We start from the raw sequence: 20,066 nt of genomic DNA, 5'->3' as shown, positions 1-20,066 counted from the left end.
GGATGCGGTGCGCGCCCAGGAGGTCCGCGTCTCGGACCGGGGAGCGGCGCCACCGATAGCAGGGCTGCCTGGGAAGCTTGAAAACCCGGCACGACACCGTCACGGGTATCCCCGCGTCGGCGAGCTCGGCAACGAGCGGGTATGTCATTGTGGGCAGCCGCCGAGGCGCAGATTCGCTGGCGACAGATACGCCGCAACCCTCCTGAGCACCTCGTTGTCCTGCTCAAGGAGGCGGATCCGCTTCTTCAGCTCCCGAGCCTCCGCCGCGTGTGCCGCAGCGTGACCAGGCCGATTTCCTTCTGCGCCGTCGGCCTGACGGAACCAGTTCTGCAGGGTCGCTTCACTGATACCGAAGTCGGTAGCGATCTGTTTGATGGTGACACCACTCCCACCACTCTCACGGCGACGAGCGACCGCGATGACGTCCTCACGGAACTCTCCGGGATAAGGACCAGCCAAGACGACATCCTCCCCGCCAGCACCTCTCAACGCCAACGATCAGTTGACACCTATTCGTTCCCCACGCCCCTATTACCCGCTGCTGGTACCGACGACGCAGAAGGCCGTAGGTTCGCATTCTGTCGCGGGCACTTTCCATGCCCTCTTCACCCCGCCCGCGCACACGAACCTCCGCGCTGTGCGGGCGCCGCCCTTCGGGAACGCAGGACCCCGTCGTCTCAGAGAAGTGTCTCAGCGCCGTTCGCGCCGCTGCTCCCGCGTCCGCAGGTTCGGGTGCAGCTGCAGCGGGTCGTACGCGCTGACGACGTCGTCCCCCACGTACTGCTCCTCCAGCAGCGCGTCCTCCGCCACCGGCTGCGGTGCGTCCGTGCGCCGCAGCACCACTCCCACGATCGTGAGGACTCCCCCGACCCCCAGGGTCCCGAAACCCAGGAGCACCATCGTCCAGCCCCTGGCGTTCAGCGGCTCTCCCCCGTGGTCGGCGGCCGCCCGACCCAGGGCCACGAGCCCCTCGGGAAGCGTGAAGCAGCACACGAAGAGAAGGATCAGCCCCACCGCTGTCACGACGGAGGTGAGTCGTTGTCTGCGATGGGGCTGATTCACTGGGATCACCGATTCTCCGGTGCCACCTCCGCGGCGGAGGAGCCACCCGTTGGTGCGCCACCCGGTGCCACTGCTTCCGCGGCGGCGTTGGGCCCGGCGCTGCGAGCTGTCTCCAGAAGCGTAGCGTCATCCAGCGCGGGCTCGCCCGTGGCGGCCTGGAGCTTGCGGAACTCCGCGAGCAGGTCCGCCACCGTGGCGCCCCGTTTCTGCTCGGCGTCGAGCTCGAAGAGGATCCTCCCCTCGTGCAGCATGATCAGCCGGTTGCCCAGCCGCAGCGCCTGCTCCATGTTGTGCGTGACCATCAGCGTGGTCAGGTGCCGCTCGTTCACGATCCGCTCGGTGATCTCCGTGACGTGCTGCGCGCGCTGGGGGTCCAGCGCCGCCGTGTGCTCGTCCAGGAGCAGGATCTCCGGGGCGGAGAACGTGGCCATGAGCAGCGACAGTGCTTGGCGCTGACCGCCCGAGAGCAGACCCACCTTCGCCCCGAGCCTGTTCTCGAGCCCCAGCTGCAGCGTCTTGAGCTCCTCGGTGAACTCCTGGCGCCGAGCCCTGGTCACGCCACGTGAGAGACCTCGGGAGAGTCCCCGGCGCTGGGCGATGGCCATGTTCTGCTCGATCGTCAGGGTGGGCGAGGAGCCCTTCATGGGGTCCTGGAACACGCGGGAGATCCACTTGGCCTTGCGGTGCTCGGGCAGGCGGGTGACCGTGCGGTCCCCCACCCTGATCTCCCCGCTGTCCGGGATGATCGTCCCGGAGACCGTGTTGAGCAGGGTGGACTTGCCCGCGCCGTTGGAGCCGATGACGGTGACGAAGTCCCCCTCGTTGACCGTGAGGCTCACGCCGTTGAGAGCCACCCGCTCGTTGACCGTCCCGGCGAAGAACGTCTTGCGGACGTCGGTGATGCTCAGCACGGGATCACGCTCCCTTCCGTCCGTCGACGGCGCCAATGGCCGCGGTGACCGGGTGCTCGGTGGTCGCGCCCACGTCGGCCTGGACCTCCTGGGCGGCTCTGAGCGTGCGGCGCCGCTTCCATCGCTTGAACACGCTCAGCTGCGGGAGCACCAGTGCGATCACCACGAGCACCGCGGAGATCAGCTTCATGTCCGAGGGGTTCAGGCCCGCCTGCAGCGCCACGGTGATGACCAGTCGGTAGAGCACCGAGCCCAGGACCACGGCGAGCGTGGCGACCACCACGGTGCGGGTCCCGAAGATGCCCTGCCCCAGGATCACGGAGGCGAGGCCCACCACGATCATGCCGATGCCCATACCGATGTCCGCGAAGCCCTGGTACTGGGCGATCAGCGCGCCCGCAAGACCCACCAGCGCGTTGGACAGGCTCAGCCCGAGGATCTTCTGGCCGTCCGTGTTGACCCCGAACGAGCGGATCATCTCCGGGTTGTCACCCGTGGCCTGCATGGCCAGGCCGGCGTCCGTGTAGAGGAACCAGTCCAGCAGCACCTTGACCACGAGCACGCCCACCAGCAGGAGCAGCACTCCCCCGATGGTTCCCTGCAGCCCCACCTCGCGAAGCGGGGTGAAGACGGTGTCCTCTCTCAGCAGCGCGAGGTTTGCCTTGCCGTCCATGAGCCGCAGGTTCACGGAGTACAGGGCCGTCATGGTCAGGATGCCCGCGAGCAGCCCGTTGATGCGGGCCTTCGTGTGCAGCAGCGCCGTGATCAGCCCGGCCAGACCGCCCGCGACGAATCCCACCGCGGTGGCGAGCCACGGGCTGCCGCCGTTGATGATGACCATCGCGGCGGTGGCGGCGCCGCTCGTGAAGGACTGGTCCACGGTCAGGTCCGGGAAGTCCAGCACGCGGAACGTGAGGTAGACCCCCAGGGCCATGATCGCGTAGATCAGGCCCAGCTCGATTCCAGCGATCACCGGTGCTACTCGATGACCTGGTCGGCCTTGTCCCGCAGGCTCTGCGGGATCTCCACGCCCATGGCCTTCGCGGCCTTGACGTTGATGATGAGCTTGGTGTCCTTCTGGGACTCCACCGCCATGTCCGCGGGCTCCGCCCCGTCCTTGAGGATGCGCACGGCCATCTCACCCGTCTGCTTGCCGAGGTCCTTGTAGTTAAGGCCCTGCGTGGCCAGCGCACCGCGCTCCACGGAGTCACCCTCGCCGGCAATCAGAGGGATCTTCTTGGACTCGGCGGCGGAGATCACGGCCTCCAGCCCGGCAACGACCTTGTTGTCGGTGGGCACGTAGATCGCGTCCGTGTCGAAGGACTCGGCGGCCTGGGCCACCTCGGCCGTGGTGGTCACGGTCTTCTCCTCGACCTTCAGGCCCTCGGACTCCGCGGCTTTCTTGGCCTCGTCCACCTGGATCTGTGAGTTGGTCTCGCCGGAGCTGTAGATGATGCCCACGGACTTGGCACTGGGTTTGAGCTCCTTGACCAGCTTGATCTGGTCCGCCACGGGGTTCATGTCCGTGGTGCCGGTCACGTTGCCGCCCGGCTTCTCGGCAGAGTCCACGAGGCCCGCGTCCACAGGGTCGGTCACGGCGGTGAAGAGCACGGGCTTGTCGGTGACAGCCTGCGCGAGGGACTGCGCCGACGGCGTGGCGATACCCAGGATCAGGTCGTCCTTGGAGGAGGCGAAGTTGGAGGCGATGTTCGTGGCGGTGGCCTGATCCCCGGAGGCGTTCTGGACGTCGAGGGTGAGGTTCTCGCCCTCCTTGTACCCGGCGTCGTTGAGGGCCTGCACGAACCCCTCCCGCGCGGCGTCGAGGGAGGGGTGCTCCACGAACTGGGAGATCCCCACGGTGACGTCCTTCTTCTCGTCGGACTTCTCGTCACCGCCGGATCCGCAGCCTGTGAGCAGCAGCGCGGCGGCGGTGGCCGCCGCGGTGATCGGGAGCAAACGCTTCATGTGGGTGTCCTTTCCCCGCAGGATGAGTGGTGACTGGATATTACCTAACAATCGGTCGAAAAATGCGACGCAGCTCACATGTGAGGACAACGGGGCTCGTGACCTGGGCCGGAACCCCGTCACACTCGCGTGTCGGAGGCGACCCGTAGACTTCTCGATGAGATGACTGAGCCCAGCACCGCACCCCGCATCGTGTACCCGGAAGACCTGCCCGTCAGTGCGCGGCGGGAGGACATCATGGCCGCCATCCGCGACCACCAGGTGGTGGTGGTCGCCGGTGAGACGGGTTCCGGAAAGACCACCCAGCTGCCCAAGATGTGTCTGGAACTTGGTCTGGGCGAGGGCGGCCTGATCGGGCACACCCAGCCCCGCAGGATCGCCGCACGTTCCGTGGCCGAGCGGATCGCCCACGAGCTCGGCGAGCGCGTGGGCGACACCGTGGGATACCAGGTGCGCTTCACGTCCGAGGTGGGCCGGGACTCCCGGGTGAAGCTGATGACGGACGGCATCATGCTGGCCGAGATCAGCCACGACCCCACGCTCTCGCGCTACAACGCGATCATCATCGACGAGGCCCACGAGCGCTCCCTGAACATCGACTTCCTGCTGGGCTACCTGCGCCAGCTGCTTCCCCAGCGTCCGGATCTGAAGATCGTGATCACCTCGGCGACCATCGACCCGCAGCGCTTTGCGGAGCACTTTGCGCAGCCGGATCCGCTTCACCCGGAGGCTGAGCTTGAGCCTGCCCCGATCATCGAGGTCTCCGGACGAACCTACCCCGTGGAGATCCGCTACCGGCCGCTGAGCCAGGAGCGCAGCGGGGACGGCGGAGAGGACGAGGAGGAGACCGGGGACGGGCTCGCGGACGAGGACCGGGACCCGATCGACGCGGTGTGCGACGCCGTCGTCGAGCTCTCCCGGGAGCCCCGCGGGGACATCCTCGTGTTCTTCGCGGGCGAGCGGGAGATCCGGGACGCCCAGGACGCCCTGCAGAAGGTCATCGACTCCCACCGCTCGCTGGCCGGGACCCAGATCCTGCCGCTGTTCGGCAGGCTGTCCATGGCGGAGCAGAACCGGGTGTTCTCCCCCTCCTCGCACCGGCGGATCGTGCTCGCCACCAACGTGGCCGAGACCTCTCTGACGGTGCCGGGGATCAAGTACGTGGTGGACCCGGGCACCGCGCGGATCTCGCGCTACTCGGCCCGCACCAAGGTGCAGCGGCTGCCCATCGAGCGCATCTCCCAGGCCTCGGCGAAGCAGCGTGCCGGGCGCAGCGGGCGCACCTCGGACGGCGTGTGCATCCGGCTGTACTCGCAGGAGGACTTCGAGTCCCGCCCGGAGTTCACGGACCCGGAGATCCTGCGCACGAACCTCGCGGCGGTGATCCTGCAGATGATCTCCGTGGGGGTGGTCTCGCAGCCCTCGGACATCACGGAGTTCCCCTTCGTGCAGAAGCCGGACGCCCGCGCCGTGAAGGACGGGGTCCTGCTGCTGCGCGAGCTCGGTGCGCTGCGGGGTTCCGGGGACCCGCACGAGGACGACGCCGCGTCGTCGTCCGCCTCCGGCCGCCGCTCCCGGCGTGGTCGCCGCGGCCGCGGTCCGCGGGGCGGGGAACGTGCGAAGGGGCCGCTCACCCGCACGGGCGAGATCCTCGCCGCGCTGCCGGTGGATCCGAGGCTGGGCCGGATGATCGTGGAGTCCCAGCGCCGCGGCTGCGTGCGCGAGGTGCTCGTGCTGACCGCCGCGCTCACCGTGCAGGACCCGAGGGAGCGCCCGCTCGAGAAGCGCCAGGCGGCGGACGAGTTCCACGCGCGGTTCCGTGACAAAACCTCGGACTTCCTCTCCTTCGGGCTGCTGTGGCAGTACCTGCAGGAGCAGCAGGACGAGCTCTCCTCCTCCCAGTTCCGCAAGCTGTGCCGGCGGGAGCACCTGAACTTCCTGCGGATCCGGGAGTGGCAGGACCTCTACGCGCAGCTGCGCCAGATCGCGCGGCAGGTGGGCATCGACGCCGGCGGCTCGCGCGAGATCGACGTGGCCGCGAACCAGGACGCCGTGCACAAGTCCCTGCTCTCCGGGCTGCTGAGCAACGTGGGCGTGCGTGACGAGCGCAGCCGGGAGTACCGGGGCGCCCGCGGCACGCGCTTCGCGATCTTCCCGGGCTCAGCCCTGTTCAAGAAGTCCCCGGACTGGCTCGTGTCCGCGGAGCTCGTGGAAACCTCCCGGCTGTGGGCGCGCACCAACGCCGCCATCTCCCCCGAGTGGGTCGAGGAGATCGCCCCGCACCTCGTCAAGCGCAGCTACTCCGAGCCGCACTGGTCCCGCTCGCGCGGCGCCGTGATGGCCTCGGAGAAGGTCACGCTCTACGGCCTGCCCCTGGTGAGCGAGCGGCCCGTGCTGTTCTCCTCGATCGACCCCGCCGTCTCGCGCGAGCTGTTCATCCGCCACGCCCTCGTGGAGGGCGACTGGCAGACCCGCCACACGTTCGTCAAGCGCAACCGCCGGGCGCTCGCGGAGGTCGAGGAGCTCGAGAACCGCATGCGCCGCAAGGACCTGCGTGTGGACGACCAGGTGCTCTTCGACTTCTACGACGCCCGCGTCCCGGAGAAGGTGGTCTCCCAGCGCCACTTCGACTCGTGGTGGAAGAAGGCCCGCCACGAGGACGAGCACCTGCTGGACCTCACCCCGCAGGACCTCATCGCCCCTGAGGCCCCCGCGCTGGACACGGAGTCCTTCCCCCGCACGTGGACCGTCGCCACCCCGGACGGCGATCTCAGCCTCGACCTCGACTACGAGTTCGCCCCCGGCGCGGACACCGCGGACGGGGTCACCGTGCGGATCCCCGTCCTCTTCCTGGACCGGCTGTCCCCCGAGCAGTTCGAGTGGCACATCCCCGGGCTGCGGGTGGAGCTCATGACCGCCCTGATCAAGTCCCTGCCCAAGGCCGTGCGCCGCAACTTCGTGCCCGCCCCGGACACCGCCGCGAGCGCCGTCGCCCGCCTGGACGAGGAGTTCGACCCCGCCCGGGACTCGCTGCTCACCTCGCTGGGCAGGGTGCTGCAGCGCATGCGCGGGCACACCGTCACCGCGGAGGACTTCCACCCGGAGGCGCTGCCGCCCCACCTGCGGATGCGCTTCGAGGTGCGCGACGCCCGCAACGCCGTTCTCGGGCGCGGGGACGACCTCACGGAGCTCAAGCAGCGGCTGCGGCCCAGGGTCCGCGAGGCGCTCGCGGCGTCCCTGGGCGGTGCCGCGGCCCAGCTCTACGACGCCGCCCACGCGGACGACGCCGCCGCGGGCCCCGGAGGCCGTCGAGGCACCGGTTCCGCCGGCTCGGGCAGGCGGTCGCGGGGCTCAGAGTCGGCAGGGGCGAGCGCCGGAAACTCGGGCTCTCGTGACGGAGCCCGCTCGGGCTCGGGACGACGTCGCCCGGGCGGCAACGGCGCCCAGGCCACCCCGCCCACCGCCTCGCTGGAGCGCACGGACCTCACTGCCTGGCCGGAGCCGGACCCGCCCCGCAGCGTGGAGACGCTCGTGGCCGGTCAGACGGTCACCGGCTACCCCACCCTCGTGGCCGTGCCCCCGGCGGCACCGGGGACCACGGAGGTCCCGCGCGTGGACCTGGGCATCCTGAGCGACCCCGAGGAGCAGCGGGCGGCCCAGCGCGACGGCGTGATCGCGCTGCTGCAGCGCGTCCTGCCCTCGGTGCACCGTTACGTGGTGGAGCACCTCAGCCAGAAGGAGCGGCTGATCTTCACGCAGAACCCGCACGGTTCCGTGGAGGCGCTGATCCACGACTGCACGGTGGCCGCGATCGACCGGCTCGTGCCGCAGGAGCCGCCGTTCACCCGCGAGGAGTTCGACCGCGTGGCCGAGCACGTGCGCGCGGAGCTCATCGACACCGTCTTCGCCGTGACGGCCCTGGTGACCACCACGCTCACGGAGGCCACCACGGTGCGCAGACGGCTGAAGAAGCCCGGCTCCCTGGGGGCTGTCGCGGCCTTCAAGGACATGTCGGAGCAGGTGGAGCGGCTCGTCTACCCGGGGTTCGTGGCCCGCACCGGGTGGCAGGCCCTGCAGCGCCTCCCCCGCTACCTGGCCGGGGTGAACGGGCGGCTGGACAAGCTCTCCGGGCACCTGCAGCGCGACGCCGTGGCCATGCAGACGGTGCACGACCTCGAGGCCGAGTACCGCCGCGCCCGCGAGGCCGTCCCGGCCACCGTGCCGGTGCCCGCCGCGCTGACCGCCGTGCGGTGGGACCTCGAGGAGCTGCGCGTGTCCTTCTTCGCGCAGGAGCTCGGCACCGCCCACTCGGTCTCGGAGAAGCGGATCCGCAAGAAGCTGCGCGAACTGTCCTGAGCACCGGCCCCGTGGGACGGGTCAGTCCTGCTCGACCTCGTCCGCGTGGCCCTGGGCGATCAGTGCCTCACGGATTCGCCGCGCGGACTCGTCCATGACCGCGGGATCCGGGTCCTGGTCCACGTTGGCGAAGTCGAACTCCTCGATGGAGTTGGTGGGCCACACGTGCAGGTGGGTGTGCGGGACCTCGAAGCCCTGGATCATGAGTCCCACGCGCTTGGGTTCGAAGGCGGCGTCGATGGCCTTCCCGATGCTCTGGGACACCGTCATGAGGTGCGCGGCGAGGTCTGCGGGCAGGTCCACCCACGCGTCCACCTCCTGGCGCGGCACGACGAGTACGTGGCCCTGCGCGAGCGGCTGGATGGACAGGAAGCCCACGCACTGCTCGTCGCGCCACACGAAACGGCCGGGGAGGTCCCCCTCGATGATCTTGGTGAACACTGAACTCACGGTGGTGTCCTTTCACTGGGATGCGGTGGAACTCGGTCGGGCGGGTGCTCGGACGGCACCCGTGCGCAGCTGGTCAGCCGGTCGGTTGCCCAGCTGGCGGAGCAGAGGGGCAGTGCTGCGGTGCACGTGCACTCATGCGGGGGCGATCTCCAAACTTTCGCGCGGGTCCAGGTGCTGGTACTCGGTGCCGTAGACCCCGGCGAAGTGCGAGACCTGCTTCTCCACCACGCCGAAGCCCGTCTCTGAGAGCAGCGCGTCGTGGATCTGGTGCACCCGGGTGGCCCGCGTGGCGATGACGAAGTCGATCACCTCGGACATCTTGGACCACGGGGCGTGCAGCGGCACCAGCACGGTGGGCACCGTGAGACCCTGCGGGACGGTGAAGGAGTCCCCGGGGTGGAACACCGCGCCGTCGACCACGTAGCCCACGTTCTCGATCGTGGGGATCAGCGGGTGGATCAGCGCGTGCTGCCCGCCGTAGGTCCGCACCGTGAACGGGCCCGCGGTGAACTCGCCGTCCGCCTCCACCGCGTGCAGCCGGTCGGTGTCCGCCACCCGCGGCGCGAGCTCCTCGACCACCTGCCGGGGCGCGTGCACCGTGAGCTCCGGGGAGGCGGCCAGCGCGGCCACCAGCCGGTCGGCGTCGTAGTGATCCGCGTGCACGTGGGTGACCAGCACGGTCCCGGCACCCGCGAGCGCCTCCTCCACCTCGGAGAACGTCCCGGGGTCGATCACGAGCACCGCGCCGTCCTTCTCCAGACGCACGCACGAGTGGGTGAACTTGGTCAGCAGCATGTCCTCACCCTAGCGGCTGGACGGGTTCGGGAGCAGGCCCAGCTTCCACCGCCCGTCCCGACTGCGGCGACGACGCCGCGGCGCCGTCGCTCCCCCGCTCGTCCTGCCGTGCCGGGGCCGGTACGCTGCCGGCCGCGATCGGGGTGTCGGGGCCCCGCGCTACGATGGCCGCACCAACCAGCCCATGGAAAGGACACCCGGGTGACCACCAGGAAGACGCAGCACGCGGAAGTGCGCAACACCAAGCAGCGCCGCGCGGTCGTCGGGGCCCTGCAGCACCTGGACGACTTCATCTCCACCCAGGACCTGCACCGCGTGCTGCAGGAGCGGGAGGAGCCGGTCTCGCTGGCCACCACGTACCGCATCCTGCAGTCCATGGCGGAGCTGGGCCAGGTGGACGTGCTGCGCAGCGCGGACGGCGAGGCCATCTACCGCCGGTGCGAGGCCGAGCACCACCACCACCACCTGGTGTGCCGCTCGTGCGGTGCCGCGGTGGAGCTGGAGGCCCCGCAGGTGGAGTCCTGGGCGGAGCAGACCGCCCGTCGCTACGGCTACGCGGACGTGGACCACACGGTGGAGATCAGCGGCATCTGCGCCGAGTGCGCCGCGGCGGCGAGGGCTGAGAGCGGGGGCCGCCCCGAGGACCAGCAGGCGTCCGGGTCCCCGGCGGAGACCGGCCCTGCACCGAGCGCCGGGACCGGCACGGGGACCAGCGGCCCACAGGACGAGACGCGCGCCACCACGTCCTCCGCCGCGCACGGCTCCCGCACCCGGGGCCGGTACCGGTGAGTCCGCAGCCACCCTCAGACATTCTGCTCGTCCACAACGGCTCGTCCCGCACCGGTCGCACCGCGTACGCCAGGGCGGCCGGCATCGTGCGCGCGGGCGGCTACCGGCCCGTGCCCGTGGCTGCGCCCACCGCTGCGGAGCTGTCCCGCCGGCTCGTCGCCGTTCTGCGCGCGGACTCCCCGCGCATCGCGGCCGTCGTCGCGGTGGGCGGGGACGGCATGGCCCACCTGGTGCTGCAGTGCCTGGACGCCCTGCGCCGTCAGGGAGTGGACTTCCCGTTCGGGCTCGTCCCGGCGGGCTCGGGAAACGACCTCGCCCGGTTCCACGGCATCCCCGTGGGGGACGTGGAGCGCGCGGCCGGACGCGTGCTGCGCGGTCTCGAGTCCGAGCCCCGCAGCACCGACATGGTCCGTGTGACCTGCGCGGACGGCACCGAGCACCTGTGCGCCACCGCGGTGTGCCTCGGTCTGGACGCCCGCGTCAACGCGCGCGCCAACCGCTGGTCGCGGGTCAAGGTCTCCGCGAAGTACGCCGTCGCGCTGGCCGTCGAGGCGCTGTCCATGCGCGCACGGCGCTACGACCTCTCGTGGACCTCCCCTGACGGCATGCTCCACGCCACGGACCGGGACCTCTCGTTCCTGGTGCTGGCCAACACGTCCTCGATCGGCGGCGGGCTCACCATCCTGCCGGACGCGGACCCCTCGGACGGTGCGCTGGACCTCTTCATGGTCGCGGACGTGGACCCGTTGCACCTGGTCTGGCGGTTCCCGCAGCTGTTCCGGGGCACCCACCTGGCGCTGCCGCAGGTCTCGGTGGAGCCCGCCGTGTCCGCCTGCGTGGCGGTGCACGGTGCGGCCACCGACGGCGAGGGGACGCACGAGGCCGCCGCGTACGGCGACGGTGAGCGCCTGGGACCCCTGCCGGTGTCCCTGGAGGTCGTGCCGGCCGCGGTTCAGATCCTCTTCTGAGCGTCCTGCCCCTGCTGAGCACCCTGCCCGTGTTGAGCATCCTGCCCCGCGGCGTCCGGATCCCCGCGGGTCACGGTGCCGGGGTCGACGACGCCGTGGCCGCCCCGGTGCCGTCCGTGGCCACCGCGCCGCGCGGCGTCGTCGTCGTCGTTGCCGTTGCCGTTGCCGCACGACGGTAGGAGGCCGAGCGCTCACGGACGGCGCGCACCACGCGAGAGACGAGCCACAGGGCGAACGAGATGGTGGTGACGTACGGGCTGATCGGGATGTTCCCGCCGAGTGCCAGCAGGATCCCGCCCACCATGGCCAGCTCCGCGAAGAGCACGGAGAGCACCACGGTGCGCCCGGGGCTCGAGGTGAGGTTCATGGCTGCGGCGGCCGGAGTGATCAGTAGCGCGAGCACGAGCAGCGCACCCACGATCTGCACCGACAGCGCCACGGAGACTCCCAGCAGGACCATGAACAGGATCGACAGACCCCGCACGGGCAGACCCTTGGCGCGGGCCACGAACGGGTCCGTGCTCGCAAACGTCAGCGGCCGCCACACGGCCACGAGCACGGCGAGCACCAGGACCGAGAGCACCACCATGGACGTGAGCTGCAGCGAGGACACCGAGACGATCTGCCCGGTGAGCAGCGAGAACTTGTTGGAGGAGCGCCCCTCGTAGAGCGAGAGGAAGAGGATCCCCAGGCCCAGGCCGAAGGGCATCAGCACGCCCACGAACGAGTTGCCCTCCCGGGCATGCAGCCCCGTGAAGCCCATGATCAGCGCCGCGAGCACGGAGCCCACGAGGGACCCGGTGATCACGTCCGCTCCGATCAGCAGCGCGGCGGCCGCGCCCGCGAAGGACAGCTCGGCGATCCCGTGCACCGCGAAGGCGAGGTCCCGCATCATCACGAACGTGCCCACCACGCCGCCCACGAGCCCCAGCACGGCGCCGGCCCACAGGGAGTTGCGCACGAGCACGAGCAGCTCGCCGTAGTCGTCGAAGACGAACACGGAGCTGAGGAAGGAGCTCCAGTCGATCTCGGCCAGGATCACGGGATGATCTCCTCCGGGGAGTCGGTGTGGTGGGTGCTGTCCGGGCGTCCGGCCACGAGGATCCGGCCGTTGCTGCGCAGCACCTCGATGTCGGTGCCGTAGAGGTCCGAGAGCACGTCCGAGCGCAGCACCTCGTCCGGGGTGCCGATCCGGAACGAGCCGTTGGCCAGGTACAGAATGCGGTCCACGTGGTCGATGATGGGGTTCACGTCGTGCGTCACGAAGACGACGGCGCTGCCGTGGCGCTCGCGCTGCTCGTGGACGAGCTCGCTGACCACGTGCTGGTGGTGCAGGTCCAGGGAGAGCAGGGCCTCGTCGCACAGCATCACGGAGGGGTCCGCCGCCAGCGCCTGGGCCACGCGCAGCCGCTGCTGCTCACCGCCGGAGAGCAGTCCCACGGGCGCGTCCGCGTACTCCGTGGCTCCCACGCGCTCCAGAAGCTCGGCCACGCGCCGGTTCACGCGCCGCGGGTGCAGCCGGACGCCCCAGCGGTGTCCGTCCACCCCCTGGGCCACGAGGTCCTTGGCGCGCAGCGGGGTCCGCGCGGGGAAGCCGCGCTGCTGGGGGACGTAGCCCACGTGGGCGGCGGCCGCGCGCGGTCGCGTTCCGGCCACGGACACGGTCCCGGAGGTCAGGGGCAGCAGGCCCAGCAGCACCTTCAGGAAGCTCGTCTTGCCCGTGCCGTTGGCACCGAGCACGGCAAGGTACTCCCCCGGTGCCACGTCGAGGTTCAGCCCGGACCACAGGACGCGGTCCCCGAACGCCAGCTCGGCGTCCCGCAGGCTGATCGCGGGCGCGGCGTCCGCCGCCGTGGCCGGTGCGGCCGCGTCGTTCTGCGGTCCGGGCCCGGCGGGGCCGGTGCGTGGTGTGGCTGGCTGCATGGTCCTACTTCGTGAGTGCCTGGGCGACGTGCTGGGTGTTCTCCGTCATCCACTGCTGGTAGTTCTGGCCGTCCGGGATGGTCTCGGTGAACTCGACCACGGGCGTCCCGGAGTCCTGCGCGGCGGTGCGCAGCTTCTCCGTCTGGCCCGTGGAGGTCTGCTTGTTGAACGCCAGCAGCGAGACGTGCTCGCTCTTGACCAGGTCCACGGTCTTGCTGAACACGGCCGGAGAGGCGTCCGACTCGGAGTCGATCGCGGCGGTGAACTCCGCGGGGGTGTCGTCGTGCAGACCGGCGTCCTCCAGAAGATACCCGGGCACCGGTTCGGTGGCCACATAGCCGCCGGAGGCCCCGATCTTCGAGACCTCGTCCCGCACCGTTCCCAGCTCGGAGGAGACCCGCTCGGCGTTGTCCGCGTAGTAGTCCTTGTTCTCCTGGTCCACCTCGCCGAGCTGCGCGGCGATCGCGTCCACGACCTTCTGCATGCTCTCGACGTCGTACCACACGTGCTCGTTGAAGTCGCCGTGGTCGTGGTGGTGGCCGTCCTCGGCCGCGCGGGAGTGGTCCTCGGCCTCCCGCGTCTGCTCCTCGCTCCGCAGCCCGGAGACGTCGACGGCGTCGACCACGCGCTGGTCCTTGGACGTGAGGCCCGAGAGGAACTCGTCGTACCCGCCGCCGTTCTCCACCACGAGCTCCGCCTCGCCCACCCGCAGCCTGTCCTGCGGGGTGGCCTCGTAGGAGTGCGGGTCCTGGGCGCTCGAGTCGATCACGGGGGTGGCCTCCACCTTGTCCCCTCCCACCTGGGAGGCGAGGTCCGAGTACACGTTGGTGGAGGTGACCACGCGGATCTTCCCGCCGTCGGAGGAGTCGTCCGATCCGCCGGTGGAGCCGTTCGCGCACCCGGCGAGTGCCAGGCCCGTCAGGGCGGCGAGCGAGACGGCGGCCACGGTGCGCGCGCCGGTGCGAGTGGTGCGTCCTGGGGTCATGGGGTTCCTTCCCGTCGCGATCCCGGCCGGGGCCGTGAGAATCGGTGTAACGTGATCGCGAGCGAGCTTATCACGAACCATTCTCAACTAGCGTCCAGTTGAGAACACCCACGCACTCCCCCGCCGGCACGTGGTCCCGCGCGTCAGGTCCAGGACTCGGAACGCGGGCGGCCCTCGTCGTAGCCGGACTGCGACTGGACGCCCACGACGGCGCGCGCCGCGAACTGCTCGAGGCTCGCGGCGCCCGCGTAGGTCATCGAGCTGCGCACCCCGGACGTGATGTGGTCCAGCAGGTCCTCCACGCCGGGGCGCTGCGGGTCCAGGTACATGGTGGAGTTGGAGATGCCCTCCTCGAACAGGGCCTTGCGGGCGCGGGCGAAGCGGTCCTCGCCGACCGTGCGGTGGCGCACCGCACGGGCCGAGGCCATTCCGAAGGACTCCTTGTAGGCGCGACCGTTCGCGTCCACGTTGATCTCCCCCGGGCTCTCGTGCGTTCCCGCGAACCAGGAGCCGACCATCACCTGGCTTGCTCCGGCGGCGAGGGCGAGGGCGACGTCGCGCGGGTGCTTGACGCCGCCGTCCGCCCACACGTGCGCACCGAGGTCCGCCGCGGCCTCCGCGCACTCGACGACCGCCGAGAACTGGGGGCGCCCGACCGCCGTCATCATGCGGGTGGTGCACATGGCACCGGGGCCGACCCCCACCTTCACGATGTCCGCACCGGCCGAGACGAGGTCCCGGACGCCGTCCGCGGTGACCACGTTGCCCGCCACCACAGGGACCTGCGGGTCCAGCGCGCGCACGGCCGCCAGGGCCTCGAGCGCCTTGACCTGGTGCCCGTGCGCGGTGTCCACCACGAGGACGTCCACCCCGGCCGCGAGCAGCCTGGCCGCTTTGCCGGAGACATCCCCGTTGATGCCCACCGCGGCACCCACCCGCAGCCGCCCGGAGGCGTCCAGCGCGGGCGTGTAGATGGTGGAGCGCACAAGTCCCTGCCGCGACAGCAGTCCCACCACCTCGCGCCCGCGCAGCACGGGCGCGGACTGGACGCGCGCGTCCGAGAGCGTGTCGTAGGCGGCGCGCAGCGCGGCGGGGTCCGAGGTGACGGGAAGCTCCGCCTCCTGCAGCACGGGTCCGTCCGCCCGCGCGAGGTCGCGCAGCTGCGTGAAGCGGTCCACGTCCCGGCAGTCCGAGTCCAGCACGACCCCCGCGTAGCCGCCCTCCTCGTCCGTGACGAGCACGGCACCGTGCGGGCGCTTGTGCATGATGCCCAGGGCGTCATGGACGGTGCTCGTGCCGGGCAGCACCACGGGGGTCTCGTAGAGCGGGGAGCGGTCCTTGACCCAGGCCGTGACCTCGGCAATCACGTCCAGCGGGACGTCCTGCGGCAGGATGCCCAGTCCGCCGCGGCGCGCCATGGTCTCGACCATGCGGCGGCCCGTCACCGCGGTCATGTTGGCGGCGACGAGCGGGATCGTGGCCCCCGTGCCGTCGCCGGGCGTGAGGGCCACGTCGAAGCGGGACGTCACCCGGGACATGGAGGGCACGAGGAAGACGTCGTTGTAGGTGAGGTCCGTGGTCGGAGTCGTGAGGTAGCGCACGTCACGGGAGTCTACGGTGTCCCCGCCGACGCCGCGCGGGCCGGGGCCGGGCAGGGCTGCGGGTTAGTGCCGGGTGCGGTGCGGGAGCCCACGGTCACGGGTGGCACGCGCCCAGCTGCCTTACTAGACTGGAGAGTCGGCACGGCTTTGCGAGCGCGAAGCCACTGCAGGTCAGCCACGGCGGGTAAGCTCCGTGGGAGCCACCAGCGGGCCACGAGGACCAGCTCGCCGCCCGGGACACACAGCACTTACGGAAGAGGCGTATCACTCGTGCCAGAGCAGCCGCAGCACCTTATCCCTGAAGAATTCGCCGGCAACGAATGGCTCGTGGACGAGCTGTTCGAGAAGTACCAGGCGGACAAGAACTCGGTGGACAAGAAGTGGTGGCCCATCTTCGAGCAGATGGACGGCGGCGACAAGCCCTCCGAGGTCGCCTCGTCCTCCCGCCGCAGCGACTCGGACGCGAAGCCCGCGACCTCCAGCAACCAGGCTTCCGGCGCGCAGGGTTCCGGCAAGCAGGCCTCCCCCAAGCAGAGCTCCGCCACTCAGAGCTCCGGTGCGCAGGCATCCGGTGCGAAGAGCTCGGGGACCGGCGCCGCGGCGTCGTCGTCGGCGTCCGCTCCCAAGGCCGCTGCCGCGCCCGAGCGGGCGAAGTCCCCGGCACCCGCCGCCACCGGTTCGAAGGCCAAGGGCCGTCCCGCGGGCGTGGACACCGAGGCCGACGCCGCGGAGGCCTCCGGCACCAAGCGCCCCATCCGTGCGCAGCCGGAGGACCACAAGGGCGACGCGTCCGCGAAGGATGCCAAGGAGAAGCCCGCGGAGGACACCGTGGTCAAGCTGCGCGGTCCCGCCAAGGCCGTGGCCGCCAACATGGAGGCCTCCCTCACGGTCCCCACGGCCACCACCGTGCGCGCCGTGCCGGCCAAGCTGCTGATCGACAACCGCCTGGTCATCAACTCGCACCTCGCCCGCAACCGCGGCGGCAAGGTCTCCTTCACCCACCTCGTGGGCTACGCCGTGATCCGCGCGCTGTCCAACTTCCCGTCCATGAACGTGATCTACGACGACTCGGACGGAAAGCCCGCCGCCGTCCACCCGGCGCACGTGAACTTCGGCATCGCGATCGACATCCCCAACAAGGACGGCTCCCGCAACCTCGTGGTGCCCAACGTCAAGGGTGCCGAGGAGATGTCGTTCCTCCAGTTCTGGACCGCGTACGAGGACATCGTCAAGCGCGGGCGCAACGGCGCGCTCACCATGGACGACTACGCGGGGACCACCGTCTCCCTGACCAACCCCGGCGGCATCGGCACCGTGCACTCCGTGCCGCGGCTGTCCAAGGGCCAGGCGTGCATCATCGGCGTGGGCGCGCTCGACTACCCCGCCGAGTACAAGGGCGCCTCCCCCCGCACGATCGCCCGCAACGCGGTCTCCAAGGTCATCACCCTGACCTCCACCTACGACCACCGCGTGATCCAGGGCGCCGGCTCGGGCGAGTTCCTCAAGCTCGTGGAGCACTACCTGCTGGGCGGGGACGACTTCTACGACCACATCTTCGAGGCCCTGCGCATCCCCTACGAGCCCGTCCGCTGGGCCGTGGACAACCAGGTCAACCCCGAGATCCAGATCAACAAGGTCGCGCGGATCCAGCAGCTGATCCACGCCTACCGCGTGCGCGGACACCTCATGGCGGACACCAACCCGCTCGAGTACGTGATGCGCAAGCACCCGGACCTGGACATCCGCACCTACGGCCTCACCCTGTGGGACCTCGAGCGGGAGTGGCCCACCGGCGGCTTCGGCGGCCAGAACCTGCTCACCCTGCGCGTGATCCTCGGCCGGCTGCGGGACGCCTACTGCCGCACCGTGGGCGTGGAGTACATGCACATCCAGGAGCCCGAGCAGCGAGAGTGGTTCCAGTCCAAGCTCGAGCGGGACTACCAGAAGCCCGCCCGTGAGGAGCAGTTCCACATCCTGGAGCGCCTCAACGCCGCGGAGGCCTTCGAGACCTTCCTGCAGACCAAGTACGTGGGACAGAAGCGCTTCTCCCTGGAGGGCGGCGAGTCCCTGATCCCGCTGCTGGACGCGATCATCTCCGACGCCGCGGACGCCTCCCTCGCGGGGGTGGGCATCGCCATGGCCCACCGCGGGCGCCTGAACGTGCTCACCAACATCGCGGGCAAGTCCTACGCCCAGGTCTTCCGCGAGTTCGAGGGCAGCCAGGACCCGCGCGCCTCCGAGGGCTCCGGCGACGTGAAGTACCACCTGGGCACCGAGGGCGTCTTCACCTCCGACAACGGCAACGAGACCCAGGTCTACCTGGCCGCGAACCCCTCCCACCTGGAGGCCGCGGACCCCGTGATCGAGGGCATCGCCCGCGCCAAGACGGATGTGCTGGGCGCCGGACCCGAGGGCAACGGCGAGTTCCCCGTGCTGCCCATCCAGGTCCACGGCGACGCCGCCATGGCCGGTCAGGGCATCGTCTACGAGGTCATGCAGATGTCCGGGCTGGACGCCTACAACGTGGGCGGCACCATCCACGTGGTGGTCAACAACCAGGTGGGCTTCACCACCTCGCCCTCCGCGGGCCGCACCTCCACCTACTCCACGGACGTGGGCCGCACGGTGCAGGCGCCGATCTTCCACGTCAACGCGGACGACCCCGAGGCCGTGACCCGCGTGGCGCAGCTCGCGTTCGAGTACCGCCAGCGCTTCCACCACGACGTCGTGATCGACCTCGTGTGCTACCGCCGCCGCGGCCACAACGAGGGCGACGACCCCTCGATGACCCAGCCGCTGATGTACTCGCTGATCGACGGCAAGCGCTCCACCCGCAAGGTCTACACCGAGAACCTCGTGGGCCGCGGTGACATCACCCAGGAGGAGGCGGACCGCGCGCTGAAGGACTACCAGGAGCGCCTGGAGCGGGTCTTCGCGGAGACGCACGAGGCCCAGAACTCCACGGTTCCCCTGGTCACCGGGGACGCCGCGGCGATCGCCAACATCGAGCGCCCCTCCGCCCAGCAGGCGGACTCCGGGGTGTCCGTGCCCAAGACCACGGCCATCTCCGAGGAGACCGCACGCCGCATCGGCGAGGCCTACGTGGACTTCCCCGAGAACTTCACCATGCACCGCAAGCTGCAGAAGCTCGCGGAGAAGCGCCGGGAGATGACTCTCGAGGGCGGCATCGACTGGGGCATGGGCGAGCTCATGGCCTTCGGCTCCCTCGTGATGGACGGCGTTCCGGTACGGATGTCCGGCCAGGATGTCCGCCGCGGCACGTTCACCCAGCGTCACGCGGTGTTCTTCGATGCCGAGAACGGTGCGGAGTGGACGCCCCTGAACAACCTCTCTGCGGACCAGGCACGGTTCTCGATCTACAACTCCCTGCTCTCCGAGTACGGCGTGCTGGGCTTCGAGTACGGCTACTCTGTGGAGCGCCCCGAGGCGCTCACTGTGTGGGAGGCCCAGTTCGGCGACTTCATCAACGGTGCGCAGACGATCGTGGACGAGTTCATCTCCTCCGCGGAGCAGAAGTGGGGCCAGCGCTCCAACCTGGTCATGCTGCTGCCTCACGGCTTCGAGGGCCAGGGCCCGGACCACTCCTCCGCCCGCATCGAGCGCTTCCTGTCGCTGTGCGCGGAGAAGAACATGATCGTGGCTCAGCCCTCCACCCCGGCGAACCACTTCCACCTGCTGCGGCGCCAGGCGTACTCCCGTCCCCGCCGTCCGCTGGTCGTGGCGACCCCCAAGCAGCTGCTGCGCCTGAAGGCGGCCGCTTCCCCGGTGGAGGAGTTCACGCGCGGCAACTTCCAGTCGGTCATCCCGGACGCCGCGGAGCTCGACGACGCCAAGGTCACGGACGTGATCCTCGTCTCCGGCCGCCTGTACTACGACCTCGCGGCCCAGCGGAAAAAGTCGGACGACCACTCCACCGCGATCGTGCGCGTTGAGCAGCTCTACCCGCTGCCCACGGACGAGATCAAGGCGCAGCTGGACCGCTACCCGGATGCGCGCATCATCTGGGCGCAGGACGAGCCTGCCAACCAGGGCGCGTGGCCGTTCATGGCCGTGAACCTGGTGCCCCAGCTGGACCGCCCCGTCACGCTGGCCTCGCGCCCTGCCTCCGCCTCCCCCGCGAACGGCTCGGCCAAGCGCCACGCCGCCGAGCTGGAGACCCTCGTGCAGCAGGCGTTCGACCGCGGCGAGTGAGATCCCCGTGCGGTGCGCTCCGGTTGCGGGCCGGGGCACACCGCACGCC

14 protein-coding genes and 1 pseudogene are annotated in these 20,066 nt (G+C 70.4%); 4 read left to right on the top strand and 11 right to left on the bottom strand.

Going from position 1 to position 20,066, the window contains the following annotated elements:
- Positions 1 to 144 precede the first annotated feature (144 nt).
- The 5 genes from D8M39_RS12805 to D8M39_RS03935 form a co-directional block, all read right to left on the bottom strand.
- Positions 145 to 459, bottom strand: coding sequence for a transposase (locus tag D8M39_RS12805; RefSeq protein WP_198145216.1), 315 nt, complete (start codon positions 457 to 459; stop codon positions 145 to 147).
- Positions 460 to 690: 231 nt separating this feature from the next.
- A complete protein-coding gene (locus D8M39_RS03950; protein WP_238693947.1) occupies positions 691 to 1,062 on the bottom strand; it encodes a hypothetical protein in 372 nt (123 codons plus the stop codon).
- Between the two features lie 5 nt (positions 1,063 to 1,067).
- On the bottom strand, positions 1,068 to 1,973 hold the full coding sequence (locus D8M39_RS03945; RefSeq protein WP_055085433.1) for an ABC transporter ATP-binding protein: 906 nt from the start codon (positions 1,971 to 1,973) through the stop codon (positions 1,068 to 1,070).
- 4 nt (positions 1,974 to 1,977) lie between these two features.
- A complete protein-coding gene (locus D8M39_RS03940) occupies positions 1,978 to 2,946 on the bottom strand; it encodes an ABC transporter permease (RefSeq protein ID WP_126874459.1) in 969 nt (322 codons plus the stop codon).
- Between the two features lie 5 nt (positions 2,947 to 2,951).
- Complete coding sequence (locus tag D8M39_RS03935) at positions 2,952 to 3,938, bottom strand: ABC transporter substrate-binding protein (protein WP_126874458.1); 987 nt, start codon at positions 3,936 to 3,938, stop codon at positions 2,952 to 2,954.
- 162 nt (positions 3,939 to 4,100) lie between these two features.
- On the opposite strand from D8M39_RS03935, the gene hrpA reads away from it, so the two are divergent.
- Positions 4,101 to 8,294: an ATP-dependent RNA helicase HrpA gene (hrpA, locus tag D8M39_RS03930; protein ID WP_164497796.1), complete on the top strand. Its 4,194-nt coding sequence runs from the start codon at positions 4,101 to 4,103 to the stop codon at positions 8,292 to 8,294.
- Between the two features lie 21 nt (positions 8,295 to 8,315).
- Here the strand turns inward: hrpA and D8M39_RS03925 are convergent, their stop codons facing one another.
- A complete protein-coding gene (locus D8M39_RS03925; protein WP_055085441.1) occupies positions 8,316 to 8,744 on the bottom strand; it encodes an HIT family protein in 429 nt (142 codons plus the stop codon).
- A gap of 132 nt (positions 8,745 to 8,876) precedes the next feature.
- A complete protein-coding gene (locus D8M39_RS03920; protein WP_055085443.1) occupies positions 8,877 to 9,539 on the bottom strand; it encodes an MBL fold metallo-hydrolase in 663 nt (220 codons plus the stop codon).
- A 201-nt stretch (positions 9,540 to 9,740) separates the two neighbouring features.
- Here D8M39_RS03920 and D8M39_RS03915 point away from each other — a divergent pair.
- Positions 9,741 to 10,160: pseudogene (locus D8M39_RS03915) on the top strand (Fur family transcriptional regulator); the annotation flags it as partial.
- A gap of 164 nt (positions 10,161 to 10,324) precedes the next feature.
- Entirely contained in the window at positions 10,325 to 11,296 is a 972-nt protein-coding gene (locus tag D8M39_RS03910) for a diacylglycerol kinase family protein (RefSeq protein ID WP_055085447.1), read from the top strand.
- Between the two features lie 70 nt (positions 11,297 to 11,366).
- Here the strand turns inward: D8M39_RS03910 and D8M39_RS03905 are convergent, their stop codons facing one another.
- From D8M39_RS03905 to D8M39_RS03890, 4 genes are all read right to left on the bottom strand, one after another.
- The gene (locus D8M39_RS03905) at positions 11,367 to 12,323 is read right to left on the bottom strand and encodes a metal ABC transporter permease (RefSeq protein ID WP_055085490.1); all 957 of its coding nucleotides are present in this window, start codon (positions 12,321 to 12,323) and stop codon (positions 11,367 to 11,369) included.
- Between the two features lie 11 nt (positions 12,324 to 12,334).
- Positions 12,335 to 13,219, bottom strand: a complete 885-nt coding sequence (locus tag D8M39_RS03900; RefSeq protein WP_083482506.1) for a metal ABC transporter ATP-binding protein — start codon at positions 13,217 to 13,219, stop codon at positions 12,335 to 12,337.
- Positions 13,220 to 13,223: 4 nt separating this feature from the next.
- Positions 13,224 to 14,204 carry a metal ABC transporter solute-binding protein, Zn/Mn family gene (locus D8M39_RS03895; RefSeq protein WP_126874457.1) on the bottom strand — a complete coding sequence of 327 codons (981 nt, stop codon included), beginning with the start codon at positions 14,202 to 14,204 and terminating at the stop codon, positions 13,224 to 13,226.
- A gap of 143 nt (positions 14,205 to 14,347) precedes the next feature.
- Positions 14,348 to 15,805, bottom strand: coding sequence for a GuaB1 family IMP dehydrogenase-related protein (locus tag D8M39_RS03890; RefSeq protein ID WP_094394267.1), 1,458 nt, complete (start codon positions 15,803 to 15,805; stop codon positions 14,348 to 14,350).
- Positions 15,806 to 16,075: 270 nt separating this feature from the next.
- Between D8M39_RS03890 and D8M39_RS03885 the strand changes: the two genes are divergently transcribed.
- A complete protein-coding gene (locus tag D8M39_RS03885; protein WP_055085453.1) occupies positions 16,076 to 20,017 on the top strand; it encodes a multifunctional oxoglutarate decarboxylase/oxoglutarate dehydrogenase thiamine pyrophosphate-binding subunit/dihydrolipoyllysine-residue succinyltransferase subunit in 3,942 nt (1,313 codons plus the stop codon).
- Positions 20,018 to 20,066: the final 49 nt, after the last annotated feature.

Origin of the sequence: Kocuria sp. HSID17590, assembly GCF_003989485.1 — a bacterium.
Classification (GTDB): domain Bacteria; phylum Actinomycetota; class Actinomycetes; order Actinomycetales; family Micrococcaceae; genus Kocuria; species Kocuria salsicia.
Note: the sequence above shows the minus strand (reverse complement) of the source record. Positions and strands in the feature narration are given on the sequence as shown.